The sequence below is a fragment of the Frankia sp. ACN1ag genome (genome assembly GCF_001414035.1).
In the GTDB taxonomy this organism is placed as follows: Bacteria; Actinomycetota; Actinomycetes; order Frankiales; family Frankiaceae; genus Frankia; species Frankia torreyi.
In genome coordinates this window covers 140,344-163,964 of record NZ_LJPA01000008.1, presented here as the reverse complement: position 1 = coordinate 163,964, position 23,621 = coordinate 140,344, and the positions used below count along the sequence as shown (strand labels likewise).

Annotated in this window: 17 protein-coding genes and 4 pseudogenes; 4 read left to right on the top strand and 17 right to left on the bottom strand. The window is 73.2% G+C overall.

What is annotated here, in order from left to right; all coding sequences use genetic code 11:
* Window positions 1–96: 96 nt before the first annotated feature.
* Window positions 97–1,884, bottom strand: a complete 1,788-nt coding sequence (locus UK82_RS09365; RefSeq protein WP_044886879.1) for a thiamine pyrophosphate-requiring protein — start codon at window positions 1,882–1,884, stop codon at window positions 97–99.
* Window positions 1,885–2,183: 299 nt separating this feature from the next.
* On the opposite strand from UK82_RS09365, the gene UK82_RS09360 reads away from it, so the two are divergent.
* Window positions 2,184–2,834, top strand: a complete 651-nt coding sequence (locus UK82_RS09360; RefSeq protein ID WP_044886843.1) for a DUF2461 domain-containing protein — start codon at window positions 2,184–2,186, stop codon at window positions 2,832–2,834.
* A gap of 97 nt (window positions 2,835–2,931) precedes the next feature.
* On the opposite strand, the pseudogene UK82_RS09355 reads toward UK82_RS09360, so the two are convergent.
* From UK82_RS09355 to UK82_RS42500, 5 genes and pseudogenes are all read right to left on the bottom strand, one after another.
* Window positions 2,932–4,337, bottom strand: a pseudogene (locus tag UK82_RS09355) (choline/carnitine O-acyltransferase); the annotation flags it as partial.
* Window position 4,338: 1 nt separating this feature from the next.
* Window positions 4,339–4,782, bottom strand: a 444-nt coding sequence (locus UK82_RS36790; RefSeq protein ID WP_236705706.1) for a choline/carnitine O-acyltransferase, incomplete at its 3' end; no start/stop codon positions are given.
* A gap of 331 nt (window positions 4,783–5,113) precedes the next feature.
* The gene (locus tag UK82_RS09350; RefSeq protein WP_063897459.1) at window positions 5,114–6,112 is read right to left on the bottom strand and encodes a class I SAM-dependent methyltransferase; all 999 of its coding nucleotides are present in this window, start codon (window positions 6,110–6,112) and stop codon (window positions 5,114–5,116) included.
* Window positions 6,113–6,188: 76 nt separating this feature from the next.
* A pseudogene (locus UK82_RS36785) lies at window positions 6,189–6,444 on the bottom strand (arpA protein); the annotation flags it as partial.
* A 1-nt stretch (window position 6,445) separates the two neighbouring features.
* On the bottom strand, window positions 6,446–7,058 hold a 613-nt coding region (locus tag UK82_RS42500; RefSeq protein ID WP_236705705.1), incomplete at its 3' end, for an arpA protein.
* Window positions 7,059–7,794: 736 nt separating this feature from the next.
* Here UK82_RS42500 and UK82_RS09340 point away from each other — a divergent pair.
* A complete protein-coding gene (locus UK82_RS09340) occupies window positions 7,795–9,150 on the top strand; it encodes a cation:proton antiporter (RefSeq protein WP_044886846.1) in 1,356 nt (451 codons plus the stop codon).
* Here UK82_RS09340 and UK82_RS09335 read toward each other — a convergent pair.
* The 6 genes and pseudogenes from UK82_RS09335 to UK82_RS41835 form a co-directional block, all read right to left on the bottom strand.
* Window positions 9,132–10,358, bottom strand: coding sequence for a styrene monooxygenase/indole monooxygenase family protein (locus tag UK82_RS09335; protein ID WP_055406906.1), 1,227 nt, complete (start codon window positions 10,356–10,358; stop codon window positions 9,132–9,134). The genes UK82_RS09340 and UK82_RS09335 overlap by 19 nt on opposite strands.
* Before the next feature lie 38 nt (window positions 10,359–10,396).
* Window positions 10,397–10,506 (bottom strand): annotated as a pseudogene (locus tag UK82_RS36780) (ATP-binding protein); the annotation flags it as partial.
* 1 nt (window position 10,507) lies between these two features.
* The coding region (locus UK82_RS09330; protein WP_236705704.1) for an ATP/GTP-binding protein at window positions 10,508–10,936 on the bottom strand (429 nt) is incomplete at its 3' end.
* A gap of 47 nt (window positions 10,937–10,983) precedes the next feature.
* Window positions 10,984–11,283 (bottom strand): annotated as a pseudogene (locus UK82_RS09325) (DUF742 domain-containing protein); the annotation flags it as partial.
* A 68-nt stretch (window positions 11,284–11,351) separates the two neighbouring features.
* Window positions 11,352–11,789: a roadblock/LC7 domain-containing protein gene (locus UK82_RS09320; protein ID WP_055406904.1), complete on the bottom strand. Its 438-nt coding sequence runs from the start codon at window positions 11,787–11,789 to the stop codon at window positions 11,352–11,354.
* 8 nt (window positions 11,790–11,797) lie between these two features.
* Entirely contained in the window at window positions 11,798–13,207 is a 1,410-nt protein-coding gene (locus UK82_RS41835) for a sensor histidine kinase KdpD (RefSeq protein ID WP_055406903.1), read from the bottom strand.
* 576 nt (window positions 13,208–13,783) lie between these two features.
* Between UK82_RS41835 and UK82_RS33605 the strand changes: the two genes are divergently transcribed.
* On the top strand, window positions 13,784–14,215 hold the full coding sequence (locus UK82_RS33605; RefSeq protein WP_044886852.1) for a hypothetical protein: 432 nt from the start codon (window positions 13,784–13,786) through the stop codon (window positions 14,213–14,215).
* Between the two features lie 48 nt (window positions 14,216–14,263).
* Here the strand turns inward: UK82_RS33605 and UK82_RS09305 are convergent, their stop codons facing one another.
* Window positions 14,264–15,874: a hypothetical protein gene (locus tag UK82_RS09305; protein WP_055406902.1), complete on the bottom strand. Its 1,611-nt coding sequence runs from the start codon at window positions 15,872–15,874 to the stop codon at window positions 14,264–14,266.
* 1,116 nt (window positions 15,875–16,990) lie between these two features.
* Window positions 16,991–18,949 (bottom strand): DNA helicase RecQ, encoded by a 1,959-nt coding sequence (gene recQ, locus UK82_RS09295; RefSeq protein ID WP_055406900.1) that lies wholly within the window; start codon window positions 18,947–18,949, stop codon window positions 16,991–16,993.
* A 238-nt stretch (window positions 18,950–19,187) separates the two neighbouring features.
* Here recQ and UK82_RS34320 point away from each other — a divergent pair, with 238 nt between their 5' ends.
* On the top strand, window positions 19,188–21,056 hold the full coding sequence (locus UK82_RS34320) for a serine/threonine-protein kinase (RefSeq protein WP_055406899.1): 1,869 nt from the start codon (window positions 19,188–19,190) through the stop codon (window positions 21,054–21,056).
* 34 nt (window positions 21,057–21,090) lie between these two features.
* Here the strand turns inward: UK82_RS34320 and hypE are convergent, their stop codons facing one another.
* Genes hypE through UK82_RS09275 form a run of 3 tightly spaced genes read right to left on the bottom strand, consistent with a single transcriptional unit; the run spans window position 21,091 to window position 23,617 of the window.
* Window positions 21,091–22,212 (bottom strand): hydrogenase expression/formation protein HypE, encoded by a 1,122-nt coding sequence (gene hypE, locus UK82_RS09285; protein ID WP_055406898.1) that lies wholly within the window; start codon window positions 22,210–22,212, stop codon window positions 21,091–21,093.
* Complete coding sequence (hypD, locus tag UK82_RS09280; RefSeq protein ID WP_044886858.1) at window positions 22,209–23,354, bottom strand: hydrogenase formation protein HypD; 1,146 nt, start codon at window positions 23,352–23,354, stop codon at window positions 22,209–22,211. The genes hypE and hypD overlap by 4 nt, the downstream gene beginning before the upstream one ends.
* Window positions 23,351–23,617, bottom strand: a complete 267-nt coding sequence (locus UK82_RS09275) for a HypC/HybG/HupF family hydrogenase formation chaperone (protein ID WP_044886859.1) — start codon at window positions 23,615–23,617, stop codon at window positions 23,351–23,353. The genes hypD and UK82_RS09275 overlap by 4 nt, the downstream gene beginning before the upstream one ends.
* Between the last annotated feature and the right edge of the window lie 4 nt (window positions 23,618–23,621).

Below are 23,621 nucleotides of genomic sequence, written 5' to 3'. Positions count from 1 at the left end.
CGCGGCCGGTGACCTCCATCGGCCGCCCGGTCCTTCTCGATTCACCTGGACCCGCAATGGAGGCCAGGCCGGGTGCCGGACGGAAGTTCTGGTGCGTCAGGCGCGGTGGGGGAGGAGTTCCTGAACCTTGGTGCGCAGGCCGGCGGAGATGATGCCCCAGCGGTTCTCGTCGCCCTTGAGCAGGGCCTCGGCGGCGTCCTTGGCCTGCTCGAAGGTGGTGTGCGGCGGGATCGGGGGGAAGTCCGGGTCGGTGCGGACGTCGAGGACGGTCGGGCGGTCGGCGGCGAGTGCCCGGTCCCAGGCGGGGCCGAGCTGGCCGGGCTCGTCGACGGCTATTCCGCCGAGGCCGACCGCGCGGGCGAAGTCGGCGTAGGAGACCTCGGGCAGCGTCTGCGACTCGGTGAACTTCGGCGCGCCCTGCATCGCCCGCATCTCCCAGGTGACCTGGTTGAGGTCGTTGTTGTGCAGCACGGCGATGACGAACCGCGGGTCGGACCACTCGTGCCAGTAGCGGGCGATGGTGAGCAGCTCGGCCAGGCCGTTCATCTGCATGGCGCCGTCGCCCTCGAACACGACGACCGGCCGGTCCGGGTGGGCGTACTTCGCGCCGATCCCGTACGGCACGGCGGGGCCCATCGTCGCGAGCGTCCCCGACAGCGAGCCGCGCATGTCCCCGCGCAGGCGCAGGTCGCGGGCGTACCAGTTCGCCGCCGAGCCGGAGTCGGCGGCCAGGATGGTGTTGTCGGGCAGCCGGGCGGAGGCCTCCCAGAACAGCCGCATCGGGTTGATCGGCTTGCCCTCGACGTGCGCCTCCCGCTCGACGGTCTCCCACCAGCGGGCGACGTTGCCCTCGATCGTCTCCCGCCAGGAGCGGTCCTCCTTGCGGTCGAGCAGGGGCAGCAGCGCCCGCAGGGTCGCCGCCGCGTCCCCGACCAGGTTGATCTCGTACGGGTAGCGCATCCCGATGTAGCGGGCGTCGAGGTCGATCTGCACGCCGCGGGCCTGGTGCAGATCGGGCAGGAACTGGGTGTAGGGGAAGCTTGAACCGATCGTGAGTAGCGTGTCGCAGTCCCGCATGAGCTCGTAGCTCGGCCGGGTGCCCAGCAGGCCGATGGCGCCGGTGACGAAGGGCAGATCGTCGGGCAGCACGTCCTTGCCGAGCAGCGCCTTCGCGACGCCGGCGCCGAGCCGGTCGGCGACCTCGATCAGCTCCGCCCGGGCGCCGCGGGCTCCCTGGCCGGCGAGGATCGCCACCTTCTTCCCGGCGTTGAGCAGCTCCGCGGCGGCCCGCACGCCGGCGTCGTCGGGGGACACCGCCGGCCAGCGCACCCCGAGGCTGGACGGCACCATCTTGAACGCGTGCGTCGGCGGGGAGTAGTCGAGCTCCTGCACGTCCGCGGGCAGGATGACGCAGGTCGGGGCCCGCTCGGCGAGGGCGACCCGCAGGGCCCGGTCCAGGACGTTGGGGAGCTGCTCGGGGACGTTGACGACCTGCACGTACTCGCTGGCCACGTCCTTGAACAGGCTGAGCAGGTCGACCTCCTGCTGGTAGGAGCCGCCCATCGCGCTGCGGTTGGTCTGGCCGACGATCGCGACCACCGGGACGTGGTCGAGCTTGGCGTCGTACAGCCCGTTGAGCAGGTGGATCGCGCCCGGCCCGGAGGTCGCCGCGCAGACCCCGACCTTCCCGGAGAACTTCGCGTACCCCACCGCCGAGAACGCGGCCATCTCCTCGTGCCGGGCCTGGATGAACCGCGGTCGGTTCTCGGCCCGCCCCCAGGCGGCGAGCAGCCCGTTGATGCCGTCGCCGGGATAGCCGAACACGTGCTCGACGCCCCAGTCGCGCAGCCGGGCCAGGATGAAGTCGCCCACGGTCTGGCTCATGAAGCCGTTCCTCTCGTCGCGCGTCGCCATTGCCCACGCCGGCCGCTGTCCGCGCCCGCCGGTGCCAACGCCCGCCGGTGCCAACGCCCGCCGCTGCCAACGCCGGTATGTCGGGTCCCCTACCCGCGCCCGACGTCCAAAACCGGCGGCGCTCCCGCCCGACCGAAAGCGGCGTGGATGACGCGGCCGTGGGGTTCCGGCCGGTTCTGTCGGTGCCCGGTCATAGGCTGCGGCCCGAGCGCGAACGGCCGTCGCGCGGCTGGAGCGGTCCGTCCTGTCCGTCGACGTGAGGAGTACCGATGTCGGAGTTCACCGGTTTTCCGCCGGAAGCCCTGGTCTTCTACGACGGGCTGGAGGCCGACAACAGCAAGGCGTACTGGACGGACCATCGCGAGATGTACGCCAAGGCCGTGCGCGGCCCGATGGTCGCCCTGCTCGACGCCCTGGAACCGGAGTTCGGCGAGCCGCACCTGTTCCGGCCGAACCGCGACGTCCGTTTCTCGAAGGACAAGTCGCCGTACAAGACGGTGATCGGCGCCCACAACGAGCACGGCGGCTACGTCCAGGTGTCCGCGGCCGGGCTGATGGTCGCCACCGGCTACTGGCAGACCGCGCCGGACCAGGTGGAGCGGCTACGGGCCGCGGTCGCCGACGACGTCACCGGCCCGAAGCTCGAAGCCGTCGTCGCGGGCCTGCGTAAGGACGGTTACGAGATCTCCGGCACCCGACTGAAGACCCGTCCGCGCGGCTACGACGCCGACCATCCGCGCATCGAGCTGCTGCGGCACCGCACGCTCACCGTCCACCGCGAGTTCGGCGAGCCGCCCTGGCTCGCCGAGCCCGAATGCGTCGACCGCGTCGCCGCCGCCTGGCGTGACATGCGCGTCCTGCGCGACTGGCTCGACCGCCACGTCGGCCCCACCCGCCTCCCCCAGGACCGCCGCCGCTGACGGAAGGGTCGAGCCCGCGCGTTCCGCGGGGGTCCCGCCCGGCCCGGCAACCGAGGCGGGGCCGGGCCGGGCGGGAGGATCTATTGCGCGGGCGGCGTCACTGCGCGGGCGGCTCGTCGGCGAGGAGGTCCTGCAGCTCGCGCAGGGCGATCGTGAGCTGCTCGGCGAAGGCGTGCAGGCCGTCGGCGACCGCGCGTGGGGTGCTCAGGTAGAGGTTGAACCGGTCCGGCAGCAGCACGTAGGCGACGCCGATGCACTGGCTGCTCGTCGAGCCGAAGCCGAAGAACTCGACGTTGACCGACGGCGCCGAGCTGGTGCTCAGGAAGTCGTCACGCGTCTTCAACCAACCTGGGGTGTCGTAGAGCGCGATCGGCTCGCTCACCCCGAGTTCGGCGCCGCGGCGGCGGGCGATGAACTGCAGCTCCCACAGATGCTGCTCGGGCGCGCGCCCGGCCTGGCAGTCCTTCGCGCGGCGCACGTGCGCGTCGGCGGCGGCACGGAACGCGGCCCGCTTCGCCGCCGGGTCGGCGGCCGGGTCCTGCATCGCCGCGACGAACTGATGGATCTGCGGGGTGACGACCCGCATCGCCTCGGTGCGTCCGCGCCGCCACTGCCGCGTCGCGATCGACTCGTAGGTGGCGCCCACATGCCCCTTGGCCCGGACGTGCGCGAGCTGGTAGGCGAGCTGGACGAAGGCATCCGGCGAGGTCCGCAGCGCCTTGGCCCGGTTCTGGCCGAAGTCGTCGAAGGACAGCACGGTCGAGGCGGTCGCCGCGGCGAAGTCCGTGAACGACGCGCCGGCGTCGGCGATGTCCGCACGCAGGTCGGCGTCGAGGACGAACTCGACGGGCTCGACGGCGGGCAGGCCCTGCGGCTGGGCACCGGAGCTCGCCGAGTGCTCCTGCGGTGAGGTGGACAGCAGGTCGTCGACGAAGCTGAGGATCGTCGTGCCGTCCAGGCCGCAGTGCTCCACGTTGATGCCCGCCCGGCCGTCCGGGAACACGATCAGCGAGACGGCCTTGTCGAACCAGCGGTTGCCGGCGTCGCCGTGCAGGAGCTGGTCGCAGGCGGCGAGGTTGTCGGCCGGCGTGGCCTCCTCCAGGCAGAGGCAGAACAACGCGGTCTCGATGGTGTCAAGCGCGGCGGCGTTGGCTGGGTCGAGGGCGGACAGCCGCTCCCGGCTCTGCGCCCAGGCGGCGCGCGCCTTCGTGGTGAGCTGGCCGACCGCGGCGTCGGCCGGTACCCGCGTCGGCGCCGCCTTGAGCACGGCGGTGAGGCCCGCGGCGAGGTCGTCGAGCGTGTACGGGTGCCCGTCCGGGCCGACCACGTCGAGGCGGACGATGTTCCCCCGGTGGAGGACCACGATGTGGCGCGCGGGGGAGGGGCCGGGCCAGGCGTCGCTGTACGGGGTGCGCACGGTGTCCTGCACGGCGCCGGGGATCCGGGTGGTGGAGAACAGGTAGGTGTTCTGGGCCATCGACAGCACCTGACCGCGTTGCCGGANCGGTTCGATCCGCTCGTCGTCGAGGCGCAGCTTGTAGTCGACGGCCGCCGCGATCAGGCCCGCGGCCCGCTCGACCTGCGGCTGCTCCGCCGCGCCGGCGGCGTCGTCGTCGGTGAACAGGAAGATGTAGTTGGCGTTGAGCGCGATGCGGTCCCGCCGGCCGAGGTAACGGGAGTCCCAGAAGTCGTCCAGCCAGCTCTGCACGCCCTCGGTCGCCTCGTAGCGCTCCAGCGCGGCGTGCAGGACCGGACCGGGGCCATCGGAGCCCTGGAAGGCGGTCACGGCCGCCGCGGTCGTCGCGCGCTCGGCCGGGGTGAGCAGGGGGGCGGACCACTCGAGGAAACGCTCGCAGCTCGCCGCGAGCGTGGGCAGCGGCACCCGGGGCAGCAGGTCGTCGTAGGCGAAGGTTCCGGTGGTGCGCTGGTCGGATGGGGTCGCGTTCATCCTGGGCCTCGGCTTGTCTCAGGGGGGCTCGGCTGGTCTCAGGGACTCGGCTGGTCGTGGCGGTGGGGCTGGCTGTGGCGGTGGGGCTGGTCGCGGCGGTGGGGCTGGTCTCGGTGTCTCGACTGGGCGCGGAGTCCCGGCCTGGTCCGAGCGCGCCGCCGGGGGCGCTGATCGGGTTGTGTCGGGTCCGGCGTCGCCGGGTCCGCCGGAGCTCGAGGGTCCCATGAGACGACCGGATCGTGCGGGTCGTCGCCACCCCTGGGTGGTACCGACTGGCTCACCACGGCGCTCGGGTCCGCCGCCACAGTCCTCGCGTCCGCCGCCACGGTCGTCAGGTTCGCCGCCCGGTCAGGGTGCCGGCGGGCTGCTGGCCGAAGACGGGCCGATTCGCCCCGCGGCCAGCGGCGCTGCGCGGTCTGGAGACGTGCAACTGGGCGTAGAGCCAGCCCTCGGTCTCCAGCCCGCGGGGGTCCACGCCCACCGAGGCCAGCGTGTCGAGGACCTGCTCCTGCTCCTGGGCGGAGGCGAAGCGCCGCTGCGGGAACACCCCGTCGACATGGACGGTCTCGTAGCCGAGCTCGTCGAGCGTCTCGGTGAACGGCGCGAAGGGGAACATCCGCAGCACGAAGTGGGCCATCCAGGGTCGCCGGTCGCCGGCCGCGCGGGCCACCCGGGCGAGCGTCCGTTCGCTGACATAACCGATACAGCCCGTGGAGATGACGAGGTCGGCGCCGTCGAGGCGGGCGCGTTCGGCCTCGGTGGGGTCCCGCTGCTCCAGGTCGGCGCAGACGGCCTCGTCGAGGAAACCCGCGGCCAGCGCGTAGGAGATCGCCGGCGCGGAGGTGTCCAGACCGACGAAGCGAGTCCCGCTCGGCCGGCGGTGGGCGCGGACGAGGTCGCGGTCGCGGTCCAGCAGGGCATCCCGACCCGGACTGGGCTGGCCGCCGTAACGCTCGAACAGGTCGTCCATCGTCAGGTCGCAGCGCAGCAGTGCGGCGTTGATCCCGTAGGAGCAGCCGATGTCCAGCACGGTCGGGGGGAGCCGACGCTGTGCCCGGCACTCGTCGATGAGCCGGCTGAAGAACGGCTTGGCGAGCTGGGGGATGTGGTAGCCGAGCGTCCGCAGGGTGCTGAAGTAGGCCTGCGGGTCGGGTTGCGTGTAGATGTGGTCGAGGGCGACCTTGCCGGTGTCGTCGAATTGCAGGCCGTCGTCGAACCGCAGGCCGTCGTCGAACTGGCCGGCCGGATCGGCACCGACGTCGATGGGTTGGGCGTCGACGGGATGGGCGTCGGTGGTGTTGGCGTCGGTGGGGTCGGCGTCGGAATGCACGCGGGACGCTCCTCCTCGAACGGCGGTGCGGCTGTCGGGACCGGCGGGGGCTCGCGGGGGCTCGACGAGGGCGGGTTCAGTCCAGCAGTGCGTCGACGCGCACGGCGCTCGCCTCCGCGGCCAGGTGGCCGGGCAGGACGCGACCGAAAAGCTGGCGGGTGCGGGCGACGCTGCCGACCACTCCCGGCCGCTCGGTGTACGCGAAGATCGCCGAATGTCGGGCGATTTCGCCCTGGACGGGGCTGACCCGGTGCATGGAATAACGTCCGAGGAAGAGCTGCAGGTCGCCGGGGCGAAGGACCAGGCGCCGGACGAGGTGAGCGCCCTCGCCGNCCAGCACGGCTCGGACGGCGGGAAAGTTCTCCGCCTGCGCCGTGCGGATGTTCGGGCAGTACTCGAACTCGCCGCCGAACTCCGGCTCCTGGGTCAGCATGCTGACCGCGAACTCGTTGGTGTCGAAGTGCCAGGGGTGTTCCAGCCCCGGGGTGATCACGTTCAGGCAGAGCCCGGCCAGCGGATCGGCGAGTTCATGCACCTGCACCAGCCCGAAGCAGGCCGCGACGAAGCGCTGGAACGGCTCGCTGCGGTAGAGCCAGTGGATGGCGAAGTCGGTGGGAATCTGGTCCCGGGCGACGAAGGCGTTACCCCGGCGCATGGCGATCCGGCCGGGGTGGTCGGCCGGCAGCGCGGAGTCGATCGCAATGTTGTAGGCGTTGACGGTCTCGATCTCGTCGTAGGCCAGCGGGGCCACGGTGGCGCATTCTCGGGCCAGGGCGGGAAACACGGTGGGATGAATGAATCCAGGTAGCACGCAACAACCGTCTGTGCGCAGATCGTGCCGCGCGCGGGAGACGGCGGTCCACCACAGCGGGTTGGCCGGGTCGGCGAGGGGATAACTCGTCGTGTCGACCAACTCGCTGATTGATCGAGCGTCCGCCGCACTCATGACACTCCTCTCCACCACCCGTTCACGGCTGTTCCCGGCAACGTGAACCTTCCGTGACCGGAACGGGAATTACCCCATGTTGACCCGGAAGTCACGATGGTGAAGGTTAGTGTGAGATGCGACACGATCGGTGGTTTGGCCGGCCGGAACTGTTGGCGTGTGCCGTTGTCCGGCTGCTAGGGCCAGGCTCGATCGACCGTAGCCGCCAGGACCGCAAAGGCAGGTGACCTGCACCTTTACGGTCGGCGGCGGACGGTGGGCCATACCGCGCCCGCCCGTGTGGACCGGGTTCACCTACCCGAACGTGCCACCAGGTGCGGCGGATCGCCGCGCGCCCGGCCGCGCGCCCGGCCGCGCGCCCGGCCGCGCGCCCGGCCGATCGCCTGGCGTTACGTCGACCTCCGGACCGACCCTGCGCCCGCGTAGCCTGCGCGAGCGCAGGAGCCGCGGGTCCGTGGGGGCGAGCGCGGGCTGACAATCCGATCCCCGGCGTTCCGCGCGGCCTGGTCCGTCGTCTCCTGGCCCGTCGTCCGGGTCACGTCCGGCCGGCCCGGCCCGCAGCGGCGCGGCTCCCCGCACGGTGCCCGGAGAGTGCCGCGGGCGGCGATCGAGATTCTCCGAACAGGCGAATCGGCGAGCGAATCTGAATACCATCTGTGCCAGCCCGATTCCGATTCCGCTTCCGGTGACGGCCGTGGGGAATCGCGGCCGGGGGAGAATCGAGAGGACGCCCGCAGTGGCCTCAGCCCCGCACGCGGACCATGTCGTCGCCGTTGTCTTCGCCGACGCGGCGCTCATCATCGCCCTCAGCGCGCTGTTCGCGCAGGTGGCCCGCCGATGCCGACAGCCCGTGGTGATCGGCGAGATCCTCGCGGGCCTCGCGCTCGGCCCGAGCCTGCTCGGCCTGCTGCCGGGAGATCTGCCGAGGACGCTGTTCCCCCCGGACATCCGGCCGTACCTGAACATCCTGTCCCAGCTCGGCCTGGTGCTGTTCATGTTCGTCGTCGGCTACGACCACGACCTCGGTGACGTCCGCCGTAGGGGAGGGCTGACGGCCGCCCTGACGGCCGCGTCGATCCTGGTGCCGTTCGGCAGCGGTATCGGCGCTGCCGCCATCCTGCATCCGTGGCATCGGAGCGTCGAGGGAAAGGCGGTCGGCCTCCTGCCGTTCGCGCTGTTTCTTGGCACCGCCATGTCCATCACCGCGTTGCCGGTACTCGCCCGCATTCTCACCGAGCGGCGTATGGCCGGCGACGTCGTCGGGAGAATGGCGCTGACCTGTGCGGTCATCGGGGATGCCGTCGGCTGGTGCACACTCGCGGTGGTCGTCGCCGTGGTGAATGCGAGCGGCCCGTGGGGATTCCTGCGCATGGTCGGCGAGCTCGCCGGCCTCGTCGCCGTGCTGGCGGTCGTCGTGGCGCCGCTGGCCCGGGTGCTGGCGCAGCGGGCGGCGGCGCGGGCGGATCCGCGCAGCGTCGGCCCGGCCCTGCTCACCTTCGCCGTCGTCGGCCTGCTGATCTGCTCGTGGGCGACCGCCGAGATCGGGCTGCACCCGGTGTTCGGGGCGTTCGCGTTCGGCGCCGCGCTGCCCCGGTCGAGCCTCGGCCGGCTCGCGCCGGACCTGGGTGTGAACATCGAGCGGTTCGGGGCGATCCTGCTGCCGGTCTTCTTCGTCGCAGCCGGCCTGTCGGTGGATCTCGGCGCCGTGGACGGGCGCGGCCTGCTGGAGATCCTGCTGATCGTGGCGGTGGCATTCGCGGCCAAGATCATCGGGGCGGGCGGTGCCGCCGCACTGGCCGGGCTGGGCCGCCGAGGGGCGACGACCTTCGCCGTGCTGATGAACACCCGTGGGCTCACCGAGATCGTCGTGGCTCAGATCGGCCTGGACATGGGCGTGCTCGACCGGACGACCTTCACGGCGCTGGTCGTGATGGCGCTGCTCACCACCGCGGCCACCAGCCCGCTGCTCGACCGCCTGGGCATTCCCGTGCCGCCGGTGACTCCCATCCCGGCCTCCCGGTCACCCCTCGACGCCACCGCGCCAACGCCGACCAGCGAGGCGAGCCGGCTGTCTCAGAAGCCGGCGAGGTAGGTGGCGGTCTTCGCCGGGTCGAGGAACCAGTGCTGGAAGTCGCTGGGATCGTCGAAGCCGTTGACGAAGCGGCGGGCGACGGCGTCGTGCGTCCCCGCCGCGCCGAGGATCTGCTGGACGTGCTCCGGCGGCGGGGCGAGCAGCGCGTTGGTCCAGGTGGTGACGTGCTGGGCGTAGTCCCAGTACCGGTCGAAGGCGCCCTGCATCCAGGCGCGGTCGAACGGCCTGTCGCCGTGGGCGAGGATGCTGTCGAGGTAGGAGGCGGCACACTTCGCGGCGTTGTTCGCGCCCTGCCCGGTGATCGGGTCGTTGGCGACGACGACGTCGGCCATCCCCAGCACCGCCCGGCCCGACGGCAGCTCGCCGACCGGCCGGCGCACAACGGGGGTGTAGCCGCCGGCGAGCGTGGCATGGGTGTCGGTGAGCTCCACGTCGGTGCAGCGCTCGTACTCCCACGGCACGTACGTCCGGGTCAGCTCGAGGATGCGGCGCAGGTGTTCGGCGGGCTCGGGGTGGTCGTCCCAGCAGTCCAGCGGGCCGCCGGGGATTCCCTCGAAGAACAGGATGTCGCAGTTCCCGCTGAGTGTGTACGCCGGGATGACGAACAGTTCCCCGACCCCGGGGGCGATGTTGAAGCGGACGCCGGGGGCGTCGGGGTGCTCGGGGCGCGGCGCGAGCCCGTGCACGTATGCCAGCGACAGCACCCGCTGCGGCGCGGTGTACGGCGAGCGGGCGGCGTCCCGGTCGAACAGACCGACCAGCTCGCCCTTGCCCGCCGCCACGATGACGAGGTCGTACAGCTCGGCGAGGTGGTTCAGGTCGGAGGTGGTGACCCCGGAGATGATGAGTTTGCCGCCGCGTTCCTCGAGCAGCTCCGACCAGCCGGCCATCTTCACCCGCTGGTCGATGGACTGGGCGGGATGATCGAGCCGGCCGAACCAGTCCAGCGCCCGGGTGCCGTCCGGCGCGGCCAGCGACACGCCCAGCCCCTCGATCCCGACCGCGTCGGCCTCCCACAGGTTCAGCCCGTGGTCGCGCTCGTGCTGCAGCGCCGTGTGGAACATGGCCTGGGTGGACATCACCCGGCCGGTGCGGATCTCCTCGGGGGTGCGCGCCGACATCATCGTGACGTCGTAGTCGTGCTCCCGCAGAGTGAGGGCGAGCTGCAGGCCCGACTGGCCGGCGCCGACGATCAGGATCTTGCGCATGGGTGCGTCCTCCTCGGGGTCAGGCCAGGGACGGTGGGTCAGGCCAGGGACATGGCGTAGCGGACCAGCGCCCGCAGGGCCTCGGCGGTCGACGCCGGGTCCCGCGCGTCACAGGTGATCAGCGGAATGCCCGGTCGCAACGCGAGGGNGTCCCGCACCTCGTCGAGGTCGTGCCACAGCCGGCCGTCGAACAGGTTCACCGCGACGAGGAAGGGCACCGTCGAGTCATGCTCGAAGTAGTTGACCGCGGCGAAGGACTGGTCGAGCCGGCGGGTGTCTGCGAGGACGATCGCGCCCAGGGCGCCGCGGGACAGGTCGTCCCACAGGAACCAGAACCGCGCCTGGCCTGGCGTGCCGAACAGGTAGAGCACCAGGTCGGAGTCCAGCGAGATCCGGCCGAAGTCCATGGCGACCGTCGTGGTGGTCTTCTCGCCGTGCGGGGGGAGGTCGTCGACGCCCTCGCTGGCCTCGGTCATCCACGCCTCGGTGTTGATCGGCGGCACCTCCGACACCGAGCCGACCAGCGTCGTCTTGCCGACGCCGAACCCGCCGGCGATCACGATCTTCGCCGAGATCATCAACTGGTCCGGGTCGGCGCCGGCGACCTGTCCCGGTGCGTGCCCGCTCAGACCGGCAGCTCCCGCAGCCCGCTGAGGATCCGCTCCAGCACACCGCGGTCGTGGGAGTAGGCGTGCGCCGTCGGATGGATGAACACCGCGCCCTGGGCGGCAAGATCGCTGATGAGCACGCGGACGACCCCGAGAGGGATCGACAGGATCGCCGACAGCTCGGCGATCGACAACTGCGCGCGGGCCCGCTCGTAGAGCGCCTTCGACTCGGGCATCAGTGACTCGCTCAGTGCCGGGTCGTAGCGGGGGACCGAGACCAGCGTCTCCACCAGCAGGTGGTGGCGGGTTCTGGTGCGNCCCCCGGTGAGGGCGTACGGGCGGATGCGCCGGCTGCGCGTCCGCGTCCGCGCCCGCGGTTCCGGCGTCACAGTTGCCGGCCGGCGAGGACGCGGCGCAGGTCCGCGCGGGTCTGCGGGGTCAGCGCGTGGCCGGCGTGCAGCACGAACTGGGTCATCTCGTAGGCCACGACCTTCATGTCGCAGTCAGCGTCGGTGAGCACCGCGAGGCCCGCGCCCGCGTCGATGCCCATGAACAGCAGGTATCCCGACGACAGCCGGACAATGATCTGCTCGCAGGTCCCCTTGTCGAACAGCGCGGCGCTGTTGCGGGCGAGGCTCAGCATCCCGCTGGCGATCGCGGCGAGCTGCTCACCCTCGACGGTGCCGACCGTGTCCGAGGAGGTGAGCGACAGCCCGTCGGACGACAGGATCAGGGCGTGGGAAACCCCGTGCACTCTGGCGACGAAGTCGTTGATGAGCCAGGTGAAGTCGTCGTGTCCCTGGCGGTTGGTCGTATCCGTCACGGCTTCTCTCAGGCCCCTCGCTGCTCGTCACGGGCGGTGCGTTCCCCCTCGGTGAACGCACCGAGGTCGGCGAGCAGCCGCTCGTGGTCCGCCACCTGGGCCGCCCCTGCCGCGGGCGGGGCCGCCGGCGGCGGGGCCGCGAGCGGGCCGGTGCCGTTCTTCAGACTGCGTGACACCCGGCGGGGCAGGCCGCTGGCAGTGGTCTCGACGGCGGCCGGGCCGGCGGCCGGGTTCGCTGGCGGGTTCGCTGGCCGGCTCGCTGGCGGGTTCGGCACGGGCCGCAGCGCCGGAGAGGCGGTCGGCCGCGCGGAGTGGGCCGCCGGCGCGGTCGGGCGCGGTCGGGCCAGGTGCGCGGACCGGCGTCCGGGCAGCCCGGCGGCCGTCGCCACGTGCGCCGCGGACCCGACGGTACGCACGGCGGAGACGGCGGGCGCGACGGTGACGGTCTGGGCGCCCGACCAGCTCGCCTCGGGCAGCTCGCAGATCAGCGCTGCGGGCAGCAGCACCGAGGCGGTCGTCCCGTGCGGGTGGCGGCGGTCGAGCCAGGTGCGCATCTCGTGCCGGGCCGCGATCCGACCGACCACGGCCAACCCCATGTGCCGCACGGCGTCGTCGTCGAGGGTCGGGCCGGCGCGCAGCCGCTCGTTGAGCCGGCGCATCCGCTCCGGGGGCAGGCCGATGCCCTCGTCCTCGACCCGTAGCAGCGCGCTGCCCTGCTCGGTCAGGTGCACGCCGACGCGCACCGGCGCGCTTGGCGGAGACGACTTGGTGGCATTGTCGAGCAGTTCTGCCAGCAGCCGGCCGACGTCCTCGGCGGCGAATCCGACCACACCGAGCGGGACGACCCGGCCGATGGCGATGCGGGAGTAGTGGTCGATGGAGGACATGGCCGCGCGGATCACGTCGACCATCGCCGCGGTGTCCGACGCCGTCTCGCTGGCGTCCCGCCCGGCGAGGATGCGCAGGTTCTCGGCGTTACGGCGCAGCCTGGCGGCGAGGTGGTCGAGCTGGTAGAGCTCGTCGAGCCGCTCGGCGTCCTCCTCACGGGCCTCCATCTCCTCGAGCTGGGAGAGCAGGGAGTCCACCAGGTTCAGGTCGCGCAGCGCGACGTCGGCGCAGATCGCCGACAGCGCCTGCGCCGCGGCCGCGGTCATGGCCGCGGCCGGGTCGCCGTCCGCAGGGAGGGCGGTTCCCGCGGGTAGGGCGGTGTTCGCGGGAAGGGCGGCGGTCGCCGGCTGGGCGGTGGTCGGCGCCGGCACGGCTGTGGAGCCCGGCGCGGGTCTCGTCGGCGCCGCGGCGGGCGGGACCGCCGGGCGGGAGTGCGCCCCGGGCGAAGCGAGGAGCTGCGCGGCGACCTCGCGGGAGTTTCCGAGCAGTGCGCGCGATCGTTGGAACAGTTCTCGGGCTCGTGTCGTCATCCCGTCCTTACTGCTCTCTCTCGTGCGGGTCCCTCCCGCCTCCGGCACCCCCGTCAGGCTGGTATGCAATCAGACGCCCGCCGGCCTCGTCCAACCGACTTGCCCGATCCCGGGGTGAGATGTCCCTAGTTGTTCCGATCGACGGCGGGAATGGGCGCGGCTATCTGCCGCGGTGCCGCCGGTAACACCGGATGAACGCGGTGGGCGGGCGACTGGCCTGCGGCTACGGCGGGATCCCCGGATGTGGTCGGGGTCAACCGCGCCCGGCACAACCCGTGGACAGCGCATTGCGCGGACCCGTTCCCCATGGCGGCGGCAATGCGTCCGCCGGGATGCCCGTGGGGCCCGCAATACCGCCCGGCGCATCGACGGCACGGCAGATTTCCCGTTACCCGGAGAACTATGTGGGACCAACAGGGTCGCTACGGCGTGGATCGGTGCGGGCGGGTCCGTGGTTGGTCCGACCGGCGCCGCCGGCCGCGGACTGCGCGCGAGGGCGTCGACCGCCTGCCCCCGCCGGCACGGTGCCCGCCCGCGCCGGCTAGCCTCTGCTCCTTCCACGAGCAAGGGGAGCCGATGAAGAACTGGCGGGCGCTCGCCCTGACCGCCCTCGTCGCCGTTCTCGCAGCCTGCGGCGGTTCTGGGGGCGCTGGCGGCGCCGGGGGATCCGGCGGGCCGCCCGCCGGGGCCACGCCCAGCGCCGGCGCGTCGGCCGCGGGCGGGGGGAGCGCCTTCGACCTGATGCACGACTCGGAGGCGGCGGCGGCGTTCGTGACGGCCTTCCGCGCGCAGTTCCCCGCCCTCGCCGCCGGCCGCAGCGACACCGCCCTGCGCGACGACGGCACCCACCTCTGCCTCGACGACCTCCCCGAGGGTGGCGACCGCCTCGCGCTGACCCGCATCCCGGCCCGGTTCGCCGACGGCGGCATCACCCCCGACCAGCCGACCTCCGGCGCCATCCTGGCCCTGGCCCGGTCGACGGTCTGCGCCGCCGCCTCGACGCCGTAGCGCCGGGGCCGTCTCGCACCGCTGCGGCTGCCGCGCACCGCCAGGTCGTCAGTAGCCCCAGCGGGCGAGATGGTCGGCGCCGACCCGGAAGGCGTCGGCGAGGACGCGGATGCGGGCGGGCCGGCGTGCCGGATCCGAGTCGAGCGCCCGGACCAGCACCTCGTCGAGGGTGTCCGGCACCGGAAACGGCAGCGGAAGCCCACGCAGCGGCGCCGGCCCGCCGCGCGCCGGCATGACGCCGGTCAGGCAGTGGTAGGCCATGGCCGCCAGCCGGAACACGTCCGTGCGCACCCCGATCCGCGGTTTGTGCAGCCCGAGGCGCTCCTGCTCGGGGGCCCGGTACTCGGCCGGCCCCTCCTCGGCGTGGCGGGCGACTGTGGCGAGCCCCAGGTCGCGCAGCGTCGGCGGTCCCGCCTGCGGGTCGGCCCCCGGCAGGATCAGGCCATCAGGGGTCAGGGCCCGATGGCTGTGCCCCGCCTCGTGCAGGGCCGCGAGGACGTCACCCGCGCCCGCGGCGGTGCGCAGCAGGGCGACGGCGGTCGACGGGTTCGGTGCCCAGGTGCGGTCCAGCGCCGCCCGGCCCTCACCCGGCGGCGCACCCCAGAGCCTCGGGCCTGCCGTCGAGCGCGGGGACGGGTAGCCGGGTCCGGTCGGCCGTACCGGATGGAGGCGGGGCCGGGTCGGCCCCCGGTCGGCGCGGCGCGGGGGGCCGAAGACCTCCCGCCAGGTCGGACCCGCCAGCCGGCCGGAGAGCAGGCCGGCCTCCACCGGCGTCACCTGGCCCTCGATCAGGTCGGGCAGGCCGCGCCGACCACCGATCTCGGCGAGCAGGCGGATCTGACTGTCCACGGTCGCGAGCTTCGCGTCCGCCGCGAACCCCGGCCGGCGCACGAGGACGTGGCGAAACCACACCGGGCGCGGCGGCGGACCCGGCAGTGAGGCGGTTCCCTCCCGCAGCACCCAGGATCCGTCGCCGCCGCGCCGTTCCCACGGATTCCCCTCCAACAGGCAGGTGCGGGCTGCCACCCGCACCGTCTCACCGCCCAACCAGGACACGTCGGCGGGCGTGGTGCGGCGTGCGGGCCGGGGATCCGTGACCGGCGTCGGCCCGTCCGCCATGCCGGACCAGGCGTAGCCGGCCGCGCGGGGCCAGGCGTAGTAGGCGGCGCGCACGTGCGCGGCCACCGGCCGGCCGAGTCGGGCCCGCAGGCCGTTCTCGTCCCACATGTCGATGCGGATCGAGGTTGCCGCCTGCTGCTCGCGCCGCCAGCGGTCCCACCACATCGCCGTCGGCTGATCCAGCGAACCGGGAACGCAGAGAATCCACCGGTCGATCCCATAGCCGTACTCGCGTGCATTCCGCACCGCGGCCCGGAACGAGTCCCTGATCTGCGCGCGATGGCTCTCCCGCACCAACGGCAGGAGGTATTTGGCCTGCCAAGCGATGATCCGGTCATCGAGGTGGCCGAGGAAGACATCGATCCCCGCGGACCCGGGGTTGGCGCCTATCAGCCGGATCAGCCGGAAGCCCGGATGCAGCGCATCGACGAGCTGGGCGATCATCTGTTCGAAATCGTCCCGTGCGCCGGCCTCGCTGTGCGTGCGCAGGCCGTGCACGCGAAAGTCGACGGGGAACGGGCCAAGGCGCGGATCCGGCATGCGAGATCGCTCTTCCCGGGGCGGCGGAGGGAGACATCGGCCGACCGATTCTAGCTGAATCGTCCTGCTCCGGCTTGCTTCCGGACGTTCCGCCCGGCTCGTCGCCGCAGCGCGCCGGGCGTCACGCGGACGCCGCCACGAGCGGCCCCGTGCGGCGCCGGCGGCATTTCCTGCCGCGCCGCACCACGCCGCTCGCGACCGCTGACTTCCGCGCGGTTTCACGAATGCGAGCCGCCTATTCGGGATATCTTCGCGCCCTACCCGGTCTTCCGTTCATCGCGCCAGAGGAGCAGGCCATGCAACGGTTTTCCCGCCGCGGGCGGGCCGCCCGGCCCGTGCCCAGCGCAGTGGAGGCGGCGGCACCCGAGGTTCGCGCCGCCGCCGAAACCTACGGATGGGCGGCCCTCGCGTTCTACGACATCTCGGTGACCTGGTTGAACAACCGGTATGTGTGGCGTTGTCCGGCCGCCGTGATCAACCGACAGTACAATGCGTACGCGACCGTCCGGCATCTCGAGGTCGGCGTCGGTACCGGCTATCACCTGGCGCGGGCCCGCTGGCCGGGGCGGGCGGCGATCACCCTCGCCGACCTCAACGAGAACACTCTGCGCTGGACGGCCCGCCGGATCCGCCACCACGAAGTGAGCACCGCCGTCGTCAACGCGCTGGAGCCCTTTCCCGACCTGCCCGGGGCGCCGTTCGCCTCGGCCGGGGTGGGCTACTTGCTGCACTGCATCCCCGGCCGGCTCGACGAGAAGGCCCCCGCCGTCCTCGGCAACATCGCCGCGGTGCTCGAACCGGGCGGGGTGGTGTTCGGCAGCACGATCCTCGCGCCGGGGCCGGGGACACCGCCGCGCGCCCGCCGGATGATCCGGCTGCTGAACCNCCGCGGCATCCTGAACAACACCGAGGACACCGCCGCCGACCTCGACCGCGCGCTCGGCACCGTCCTCGCCGAGCACACCCTGGAACAGGTCGGCGAGGTGGCCCTGTTCACCGGCCGCACGGCGGCCCCCGACGGGAGTTGACCCGCGCCCCGGGCGGCGTGGGGGCCTCGGCACGCCGGCCCGGTGCCGTCGCCGAGTGCACCTCGCCGGTTCGACCCGGGTCGGTGGTTCAGTCCGGTTCGGGAGGCTCGGCGGACCCGGCGAGGACGTCGAGGAGCTGCTCGCCGTACTTGGCCAGCTTGTTCTCGCCGACGCCGCTGATCGTGGCGAGGTCGGCGAGACTCGTCGGCAGCTGCGTGGCGATCTCGCGCAGCGTCGCGTCGTGGAAGATCACGTAGGCGGGGACGCCCTGCTCCTTTGCGGTGGCGCCGCGCCACGCCCGCAGCTTCTCGAACACCGGCGCGGCCTGCGCCGGCAGATCTACCGACGCGGTGCGCCGGGCCCGGCCCGCGCCGGCCGAGGCGGCGTCGCCGCCGGCTCTGGCACTCGACCGCGCGACCCGCTCGGGCTCGCGGCGCAGCGCCACCGTGCGCGTCCCGCGCAGCACGTCCGCGCTGGCCTCGGTGAGCGCCAGCGTGCCGTGTTCGCCCTGGACGGCGAGCAACCCCTGGGCCAGGAGCTGGCGCACGACCCCGCGCCAGTCGAGCTCGCGCAGATCCTCGCCGACGCCGAAGACGGTCAGGGTCTCGTGGCGGTGCTGGGTGACCTTGGGCGTCGACCGGCCCAGCAGGATGTCGATGACGTGGCCCGCGCCGAAGCGCTGATGGCGCTCCCGATCGAGGCGCAGCACGGCGGAGAGCAGTTTCTGGGCGGCGACCGTGCCGTCCCAGGACTGCGGCGGCTCGAGGCAGGTGTCGCAGTTGCCGCAGGCCGCGGTGCCGCACTGGCCGAAGTAGGCGAGCAGGCCGACGCGGCGGCACTCGACCGTCTCGCACAGGGCGAGCATGGCGTCGAGGTGGGTGCCCAGCCGGCGGCGGTGCGCCGCGTCGCCGGGGGAGGCGTCGATGAGCCGGCGCTGCTGGACGACGTCCTGCAGGCCGTAGGCCAGCCAGGCGGTGGAGCGCAGGCCGTCCCGACCGGCGCGCCCGGTCTCCTGGTAGTAACCCTCGACGGACTTCGGCAGGTCGAGATGGGCGACGAAGCGGACGTCCGGTTTGTCGATGCCCATGCCGAAGGCGATCGTCGCGACCATGACGATGCCGTCCTCGCGCAGGAAGCGGGCCTGGTTCTCGGCCCGGACGCGGTTGTCGAGCCCTGCGTGGTACGGCAGCGCGGGGATCCCCTGACCGGCCAGGAACTCGGCGATCTTCTCGACCGACGCCCGGGACAGGCAGTAGACGATGCCCGCGTCACCGGGGTGCTCGGTGCGCAGCAGGTGGAGCAACTGCGCCTTCGGCTCCTTCTTCGGCACGATGCGGTACTGGATGTTCGGCCGGTCGAAGTCCGCGACGTGGTGGTAGGCGTCCGCCAGGCCCAGCCGGGTGGTGATCTCCTTGTGCGTCTCCGGCGTCGCGGTGGCGGTGAGCGCGACGCGCGGCACGCTCGGCCAGCGTTCGTGCAGCATCGACAGCATCAGATAGTCGGGCCGGAAATCATGCCCCCACTGCGCGACGCAGTGCGCCTCGTCGATCGCGAACAGCGAGATCCTGCCCCGGTCGAGCAGGCGCAGCGTCGCCTCGACGCGCAGCCGTTCCGGCGCGAGGTAGAGCAGGTCGAGCTCGCCGGCGAGGAAGGCGGCCTCGACCGTCCGCCGCTGGTCGAGGTCCTGGCTGGAGTTGAGGAAGCCGGCCCGCACGCCGAGCGCCCGCAGCGCGTCGACCTGGTCCTGCATCAGGGCGATGAGCGGGGACACCACGATTCCGGTGCCCGGGCGGACGAGGGCGGGGATCTGGTAGCACAGCGACTTGCCGCCGCCGGTGGGCATGAGAACCAGCGCGTCGCCGCCGTCGACGACATGCTCGATGATCTCTCGCTGGCCCGACCGGAACGACTCGTAGCCGAAGACCCGCCGCAGGACCTGCGCGGCGGCGCCGGCGGTACCGGTGGCACCCTCGGCGCTCCCGGCGGCACCGGCGGAGGTGCCCGACGGGTCGGCGGGGTGCCCCTCGGGGCCGGGCGGCAAGGTCATTTCGCCACCCTACGGCCATCCGTCCGGGTCGGTGGACCGCGGTCCGCGGCTTGTGGACAACCGCCGTGGTCCACAGCCCGGGACGTTCGTCGAGGTCGGGAAGCCGACGACCATGGGCGGACAGGCGCGGGCTCGCTACCATCCAGATGATTTGTCACCGCGACGCCCAGCACCGGCGGGAGTTGTCCACCCGTGGGCTCGGCGCGGCCGCGGTCCGGGCCGAGGAGAAGATCGCGTCATGCCAACCGACCCGGAGCGGGGCGCGGTCGCGGCCCTGCGCCTCACCGACCCCGTCCAGGTCGGGCCTCACCGCCTGCTCGGCCGGCTCGGCGGCGGCGGAATGGGCGTGGTCTACCTCGGCGACGGCCCGCTCGGCCAGGTCGCCGTGAAAATCATCAGATCCGAGCTGGCCGACAACCCCAGCTTCCGGGTCCGCTTCCAGCGGGAGCTGCAGGCCTGCTTCCGGGTCCGCGGCCGGCACACCGCCAAGCTGCTCGACTTCGACATCACCGCCGAGCCGCCGTGGCTGGCCACCGAGTTCCTCGCCGCGCCCACCCTGGGCCAGCACATCACCCGCCACGGCCCCCTCGACGAGGCCGACCAGGTGCGGCTGGCGGCCGGGCTCGCCGACGCGCTCGTCTCGATCCACGCGGCCGGCCTCATCCACCGCGACCTCAAGCCGTCCAACGTGATGTGGACGGCCGCGGGGCCGATCGTGATCGACTTCGGGGTCGCCGCCGTGCGCGACGCCGATCAGCTCACCGCGACCGGAGTGCTGATCGGCACGCCGGCCTGGCTGGCCCCCGAACAGGTCACCGCCGGTGAGGCCGCCGTGGCCTCCGACGTGTTCGCCTGGGGTGGCCTGGTGGGCTACGGCGCCACCGGGCAGCCGCCCTACGGGGAGGGGCCGTCCGACGCGGTGACCTACCGCATCGTCCACGAGGAACCCCGGGTGGACTATGCGCGGATCGCCCCGTCGCTGCGGGAGCTTGTCGCCCGGTCGATGGCCCGCCAACCCACCGACCGGCCGACGGCCGCGGACCTGCGCGCGGCCCTCGCGGACGCGGCCGGCCTCGATGCGGCCGGCGGCGACGCCGCCGCGGGTCCGGGAGCCGTCTCCGGTCCGGGAGCCGCTTCGGGTTCAGGCGCTGTTTCGGGACCGGGCGCTGTTTCGGGACCGGGCGCTGTTTCGGGACCGGGCGCTGTTTCGGGACCGGGTGCTGCGGCCGGCGGGGGCGTGCTGATGGACGCCAGCCGACCGCACGACTCGGCTCGTCCAGCCGGGTCCGTCCCGAACCGGGATGTCACGCTGACCGTCCATGCACCCACCCCGCCGAGCGGCCCGCCGCCGACGATCCCGTCGCCGCCGACGCCCGCCGGCAGCCCGACGCCCGCCGGCAGCCCGACGCCCGCTGGCACACCACCGTGGAACCTGTCCGGCCTCGCCGACGCCGCGGCGGGGGAGCGGACCTCCGCCGGCGCCTCCGCCGGCGGGCCGAAGCGTCGGCGCCGTGCCCGGCTGCTCGGGCTCGGCGTCGCGGTCGTCGTGCTCGCGGCGGCAGCGGTCACCGCCGTGCTGCTCACCCGCGGGGACTCCGGCGCGGACGGGCCGACGACCTTCAGCTACGCCGCCACCGGCCCCTGGCGGCTGGTCGTCACCGACCGCCAGTCGGGCAACGACGTGGGCTGCACCCTGTCGCCGCACGGCGCCAACCCGTCGGGGCTGACCGGGTCGGACACCGTCTACGGGGAAAGGATGTTCCAGGTCCACCAGACCGGGCGGATCGAGTTGGCCGTGACGCCGTCCACCACGGGCTGCCACCTGAGCGCACTGGCCGGCGGCGGCGACGCGACCCTGCCGTTCACCGTCCAGCAGACCGGCGACAGCAGCGCCTTCCACGCCCCCAGCGCCGTCGAGGTCCAGGTCAAGGACTTCAACGGCAGCGAGTCCTGCGAATTCGTGCTGCGCGATCTCGCCAGCGGGGAGAACGTCGACTTCGCCACCGCCACCAAGGACGCGCCGGTCGTCAGGCTCGACCCCGGCGGCCGCAGCCAGGTCTACCTGGCCGCCAGTGACTGCTCGGTGCGGATCGGCGCCGCCGGCTGAGCCCAGGCGGTATCGGCCGGGCTCAGCCGACGCATCAGCAGATGCGGGGGAGCTGCTCGCCGAGCGGTCGGTCGACGATGCGGGTCCCGCCGAAGGCGGTGCGGGCGACGACGACGCCCGGGTGCTCCGCGGTGACGGAGCCGATCACCACCGCGTCGCGTCCCGCCGGGTGCGCCCGCATCGCGGCGAGCACCGCGTCCGTGTCGGCCTCGGCGACGAACGCGACGAGCCGGCCCTCGCAGGCCACGTGCAGCGGGTCGAGGCCGAGGAAGCCGCAGGCCGCCTCGACCACGGGCGGCACCGGCACCACGGACTCGGTGAACTCGACGCCGGCACCGGCCGCGGCGGCGATCTCGCACAGCGCGGTCGCCAGGCCCCCGCGGGTCGGGTCGCGCAGCGCGTGCACCCCGGGGATGGTCGCGGCCAGCATGGCGGCGACCAGCCCGTGCAGCGCCGCGGTGTCGGAGCGGACGTCCCCGCCGAACTCCAGCCCCTCACGCACGCTGAGCACCGCGATCCCGTGCTCGCCGATCGGCCCGGAGACGATGATCCGGTCCCCGGGCGCCGCCCGGTCGGGCCGGACGTCCACTCCGGGCGGGACGAGCCCGACGCCGCTGGTGTTGACGTACAGGCCGTCGGCGAGGCCGCGCTCGACGACCTTGGTGTCGCCGGTGGCCAGCCGCACCCCCGCCGCCGCGGCGGCGTGGCCCATCGCCTGCGCAACCCGGCCGAGGACGGCGAGCTCCAGCCCCTCCTCCAGGATGAACCCGGCCGACAGTGCCAGCGGGACCGCGCCGCGGCAGGCCAGGTCGTTGACGGTGCCGTGGACGGCGAGCTCGCCGATCGAGCCGCCGGGGAAGAACAGCGGCCGCACGACGTAGGAGTCCGTCGTGAACGCCAGCCTGATCCCGCCGACGGCCAGGACCGCCGCGTCCGCCAGTGCCGCGTCCGCCGAGGCTGCCGACGCCGCGTCCAGCAGTGCCGCAGCCGGGTCACGTCGCGCTGTCGACCCGCCTGCGGCGAACGCCGGGAGGAACAGGTGTTCGATCAGCTCGCTGGTCAGCACGCCGCCGCCGCCGTGGCCCAGCACGATCCGCTGATGGTCACGCAGCGGGGTCGGGCAGGCCCAGCCGGTCATGTCCGCCAGGTCGGTCATGCCTCCACCGCCGCTGCCGGCCCGGCGGAGTCCGAGGTGTGGGCCCTGCCGGCCGGGGCGAGGCGCCGGTACTGGAAGTAGGCGGCGCACGCTCCCTCCGCCGAGACCATCGTCGCCCCCAGCGGGCGGCGCGGCGTGCAGGACGTGCCGAACGCCGCGCAGTCCGGCGGCCGGAGCAGCCCCTGCAGCACCGCGCCGCTGCGGCACGCCGCCGGTTCGGCGACGGTCAGGCCGCCGACGTCGAACCGGATCTCCGCATCGAAGTCGCGCCACGCGTCCGCGAGCCGCCAGCCCGAGTCCGGGATCGTCCCGATGCCCCGCCAGGCCCGATCGCACACCGTGAACACCTCGGCCAGGATCGCCCGGGCGGCCGGGTTGCCCTCGGGCTGCACCGCCCGCCGGTAGGCGTTGGCGAGCTCGGCCCGGCCGGCCTCGAGCTGCGCGACGGCGTGGCGCACCCCGTCGAGCAGGTCCAGCGGCTCGAACCCGGTGACGACGATCGGCATCCGGTGCGCGGCGACCAGCGGCTCGTACTGCTCGGTGCCCATCACCGTGCACACGTGGCCGGCGGCGAGGAACGCCTCCACCCGGTTGCCCGGGGCGGTGGCGACCGCACTCATCGCCGGCGGGACCAGCACGTGGCTGACGAGCATCGAGAAGTTCGCCAGCCGGCGGCGCCGCGCCGTCACCGCCGCCAGCGCGTTGGCCGGTGCGGTCGTCTCGAAGCCGACCGCGAAGAACACGACCTGCCGGTCGGGATGCGCCTCGGCGAGGTGGACGGCGTCCAGCGGCGAGTACACCACCCGGACGTCCCCGCCACGGGCCTTCACCGTGAACAGGTCCGTGTCGCTGCCCGGCACCCGCAGCATGTCCCCGAACGAGCAGAAGATCACCTCCGGGCGGGCGGCGATCGCCAGCGCCCGGTCGATCGTCTCCAGCGGCGTCACGCAGACGGGGCAGCCGGGCCCGTGGATGAACTCGACCTGGTCGGCGAGGAGCTGGTCGAGCCCGTGCCGGATGATCGCATGCGTCTGGCCGCCGCAGACCTCCATCAGCGTCCAGCGCCGGCTCGCGGTGGCGGCGATCGCGTCCAGCAGCCACCGGGCCAGCTCCGGGTCGCGGAACTCCGTCAGGTACTTCACCGGCCCACCTCGGCTTCGGCCGCGCCGAGCTCCTCGTCGAGCAGCCCGAGTTCGCGGAACATCGCCAGCGTCTGCCGCGCCGCGTCCTCGTCCACGGTCGTCAACGCGAAACCGGCATGAATGATCGTGTACTGCCCGACGGTGACATCGGACAGGTAGGCCAGGCACACGGTCCTGGTGACGCCGCCGAAGTCGACGAGCGCCATCCGGGTGCCGCGGTCATCCCAGATCTCGATGATCCGGCCGGGTATCCCCAGGCACATCGCG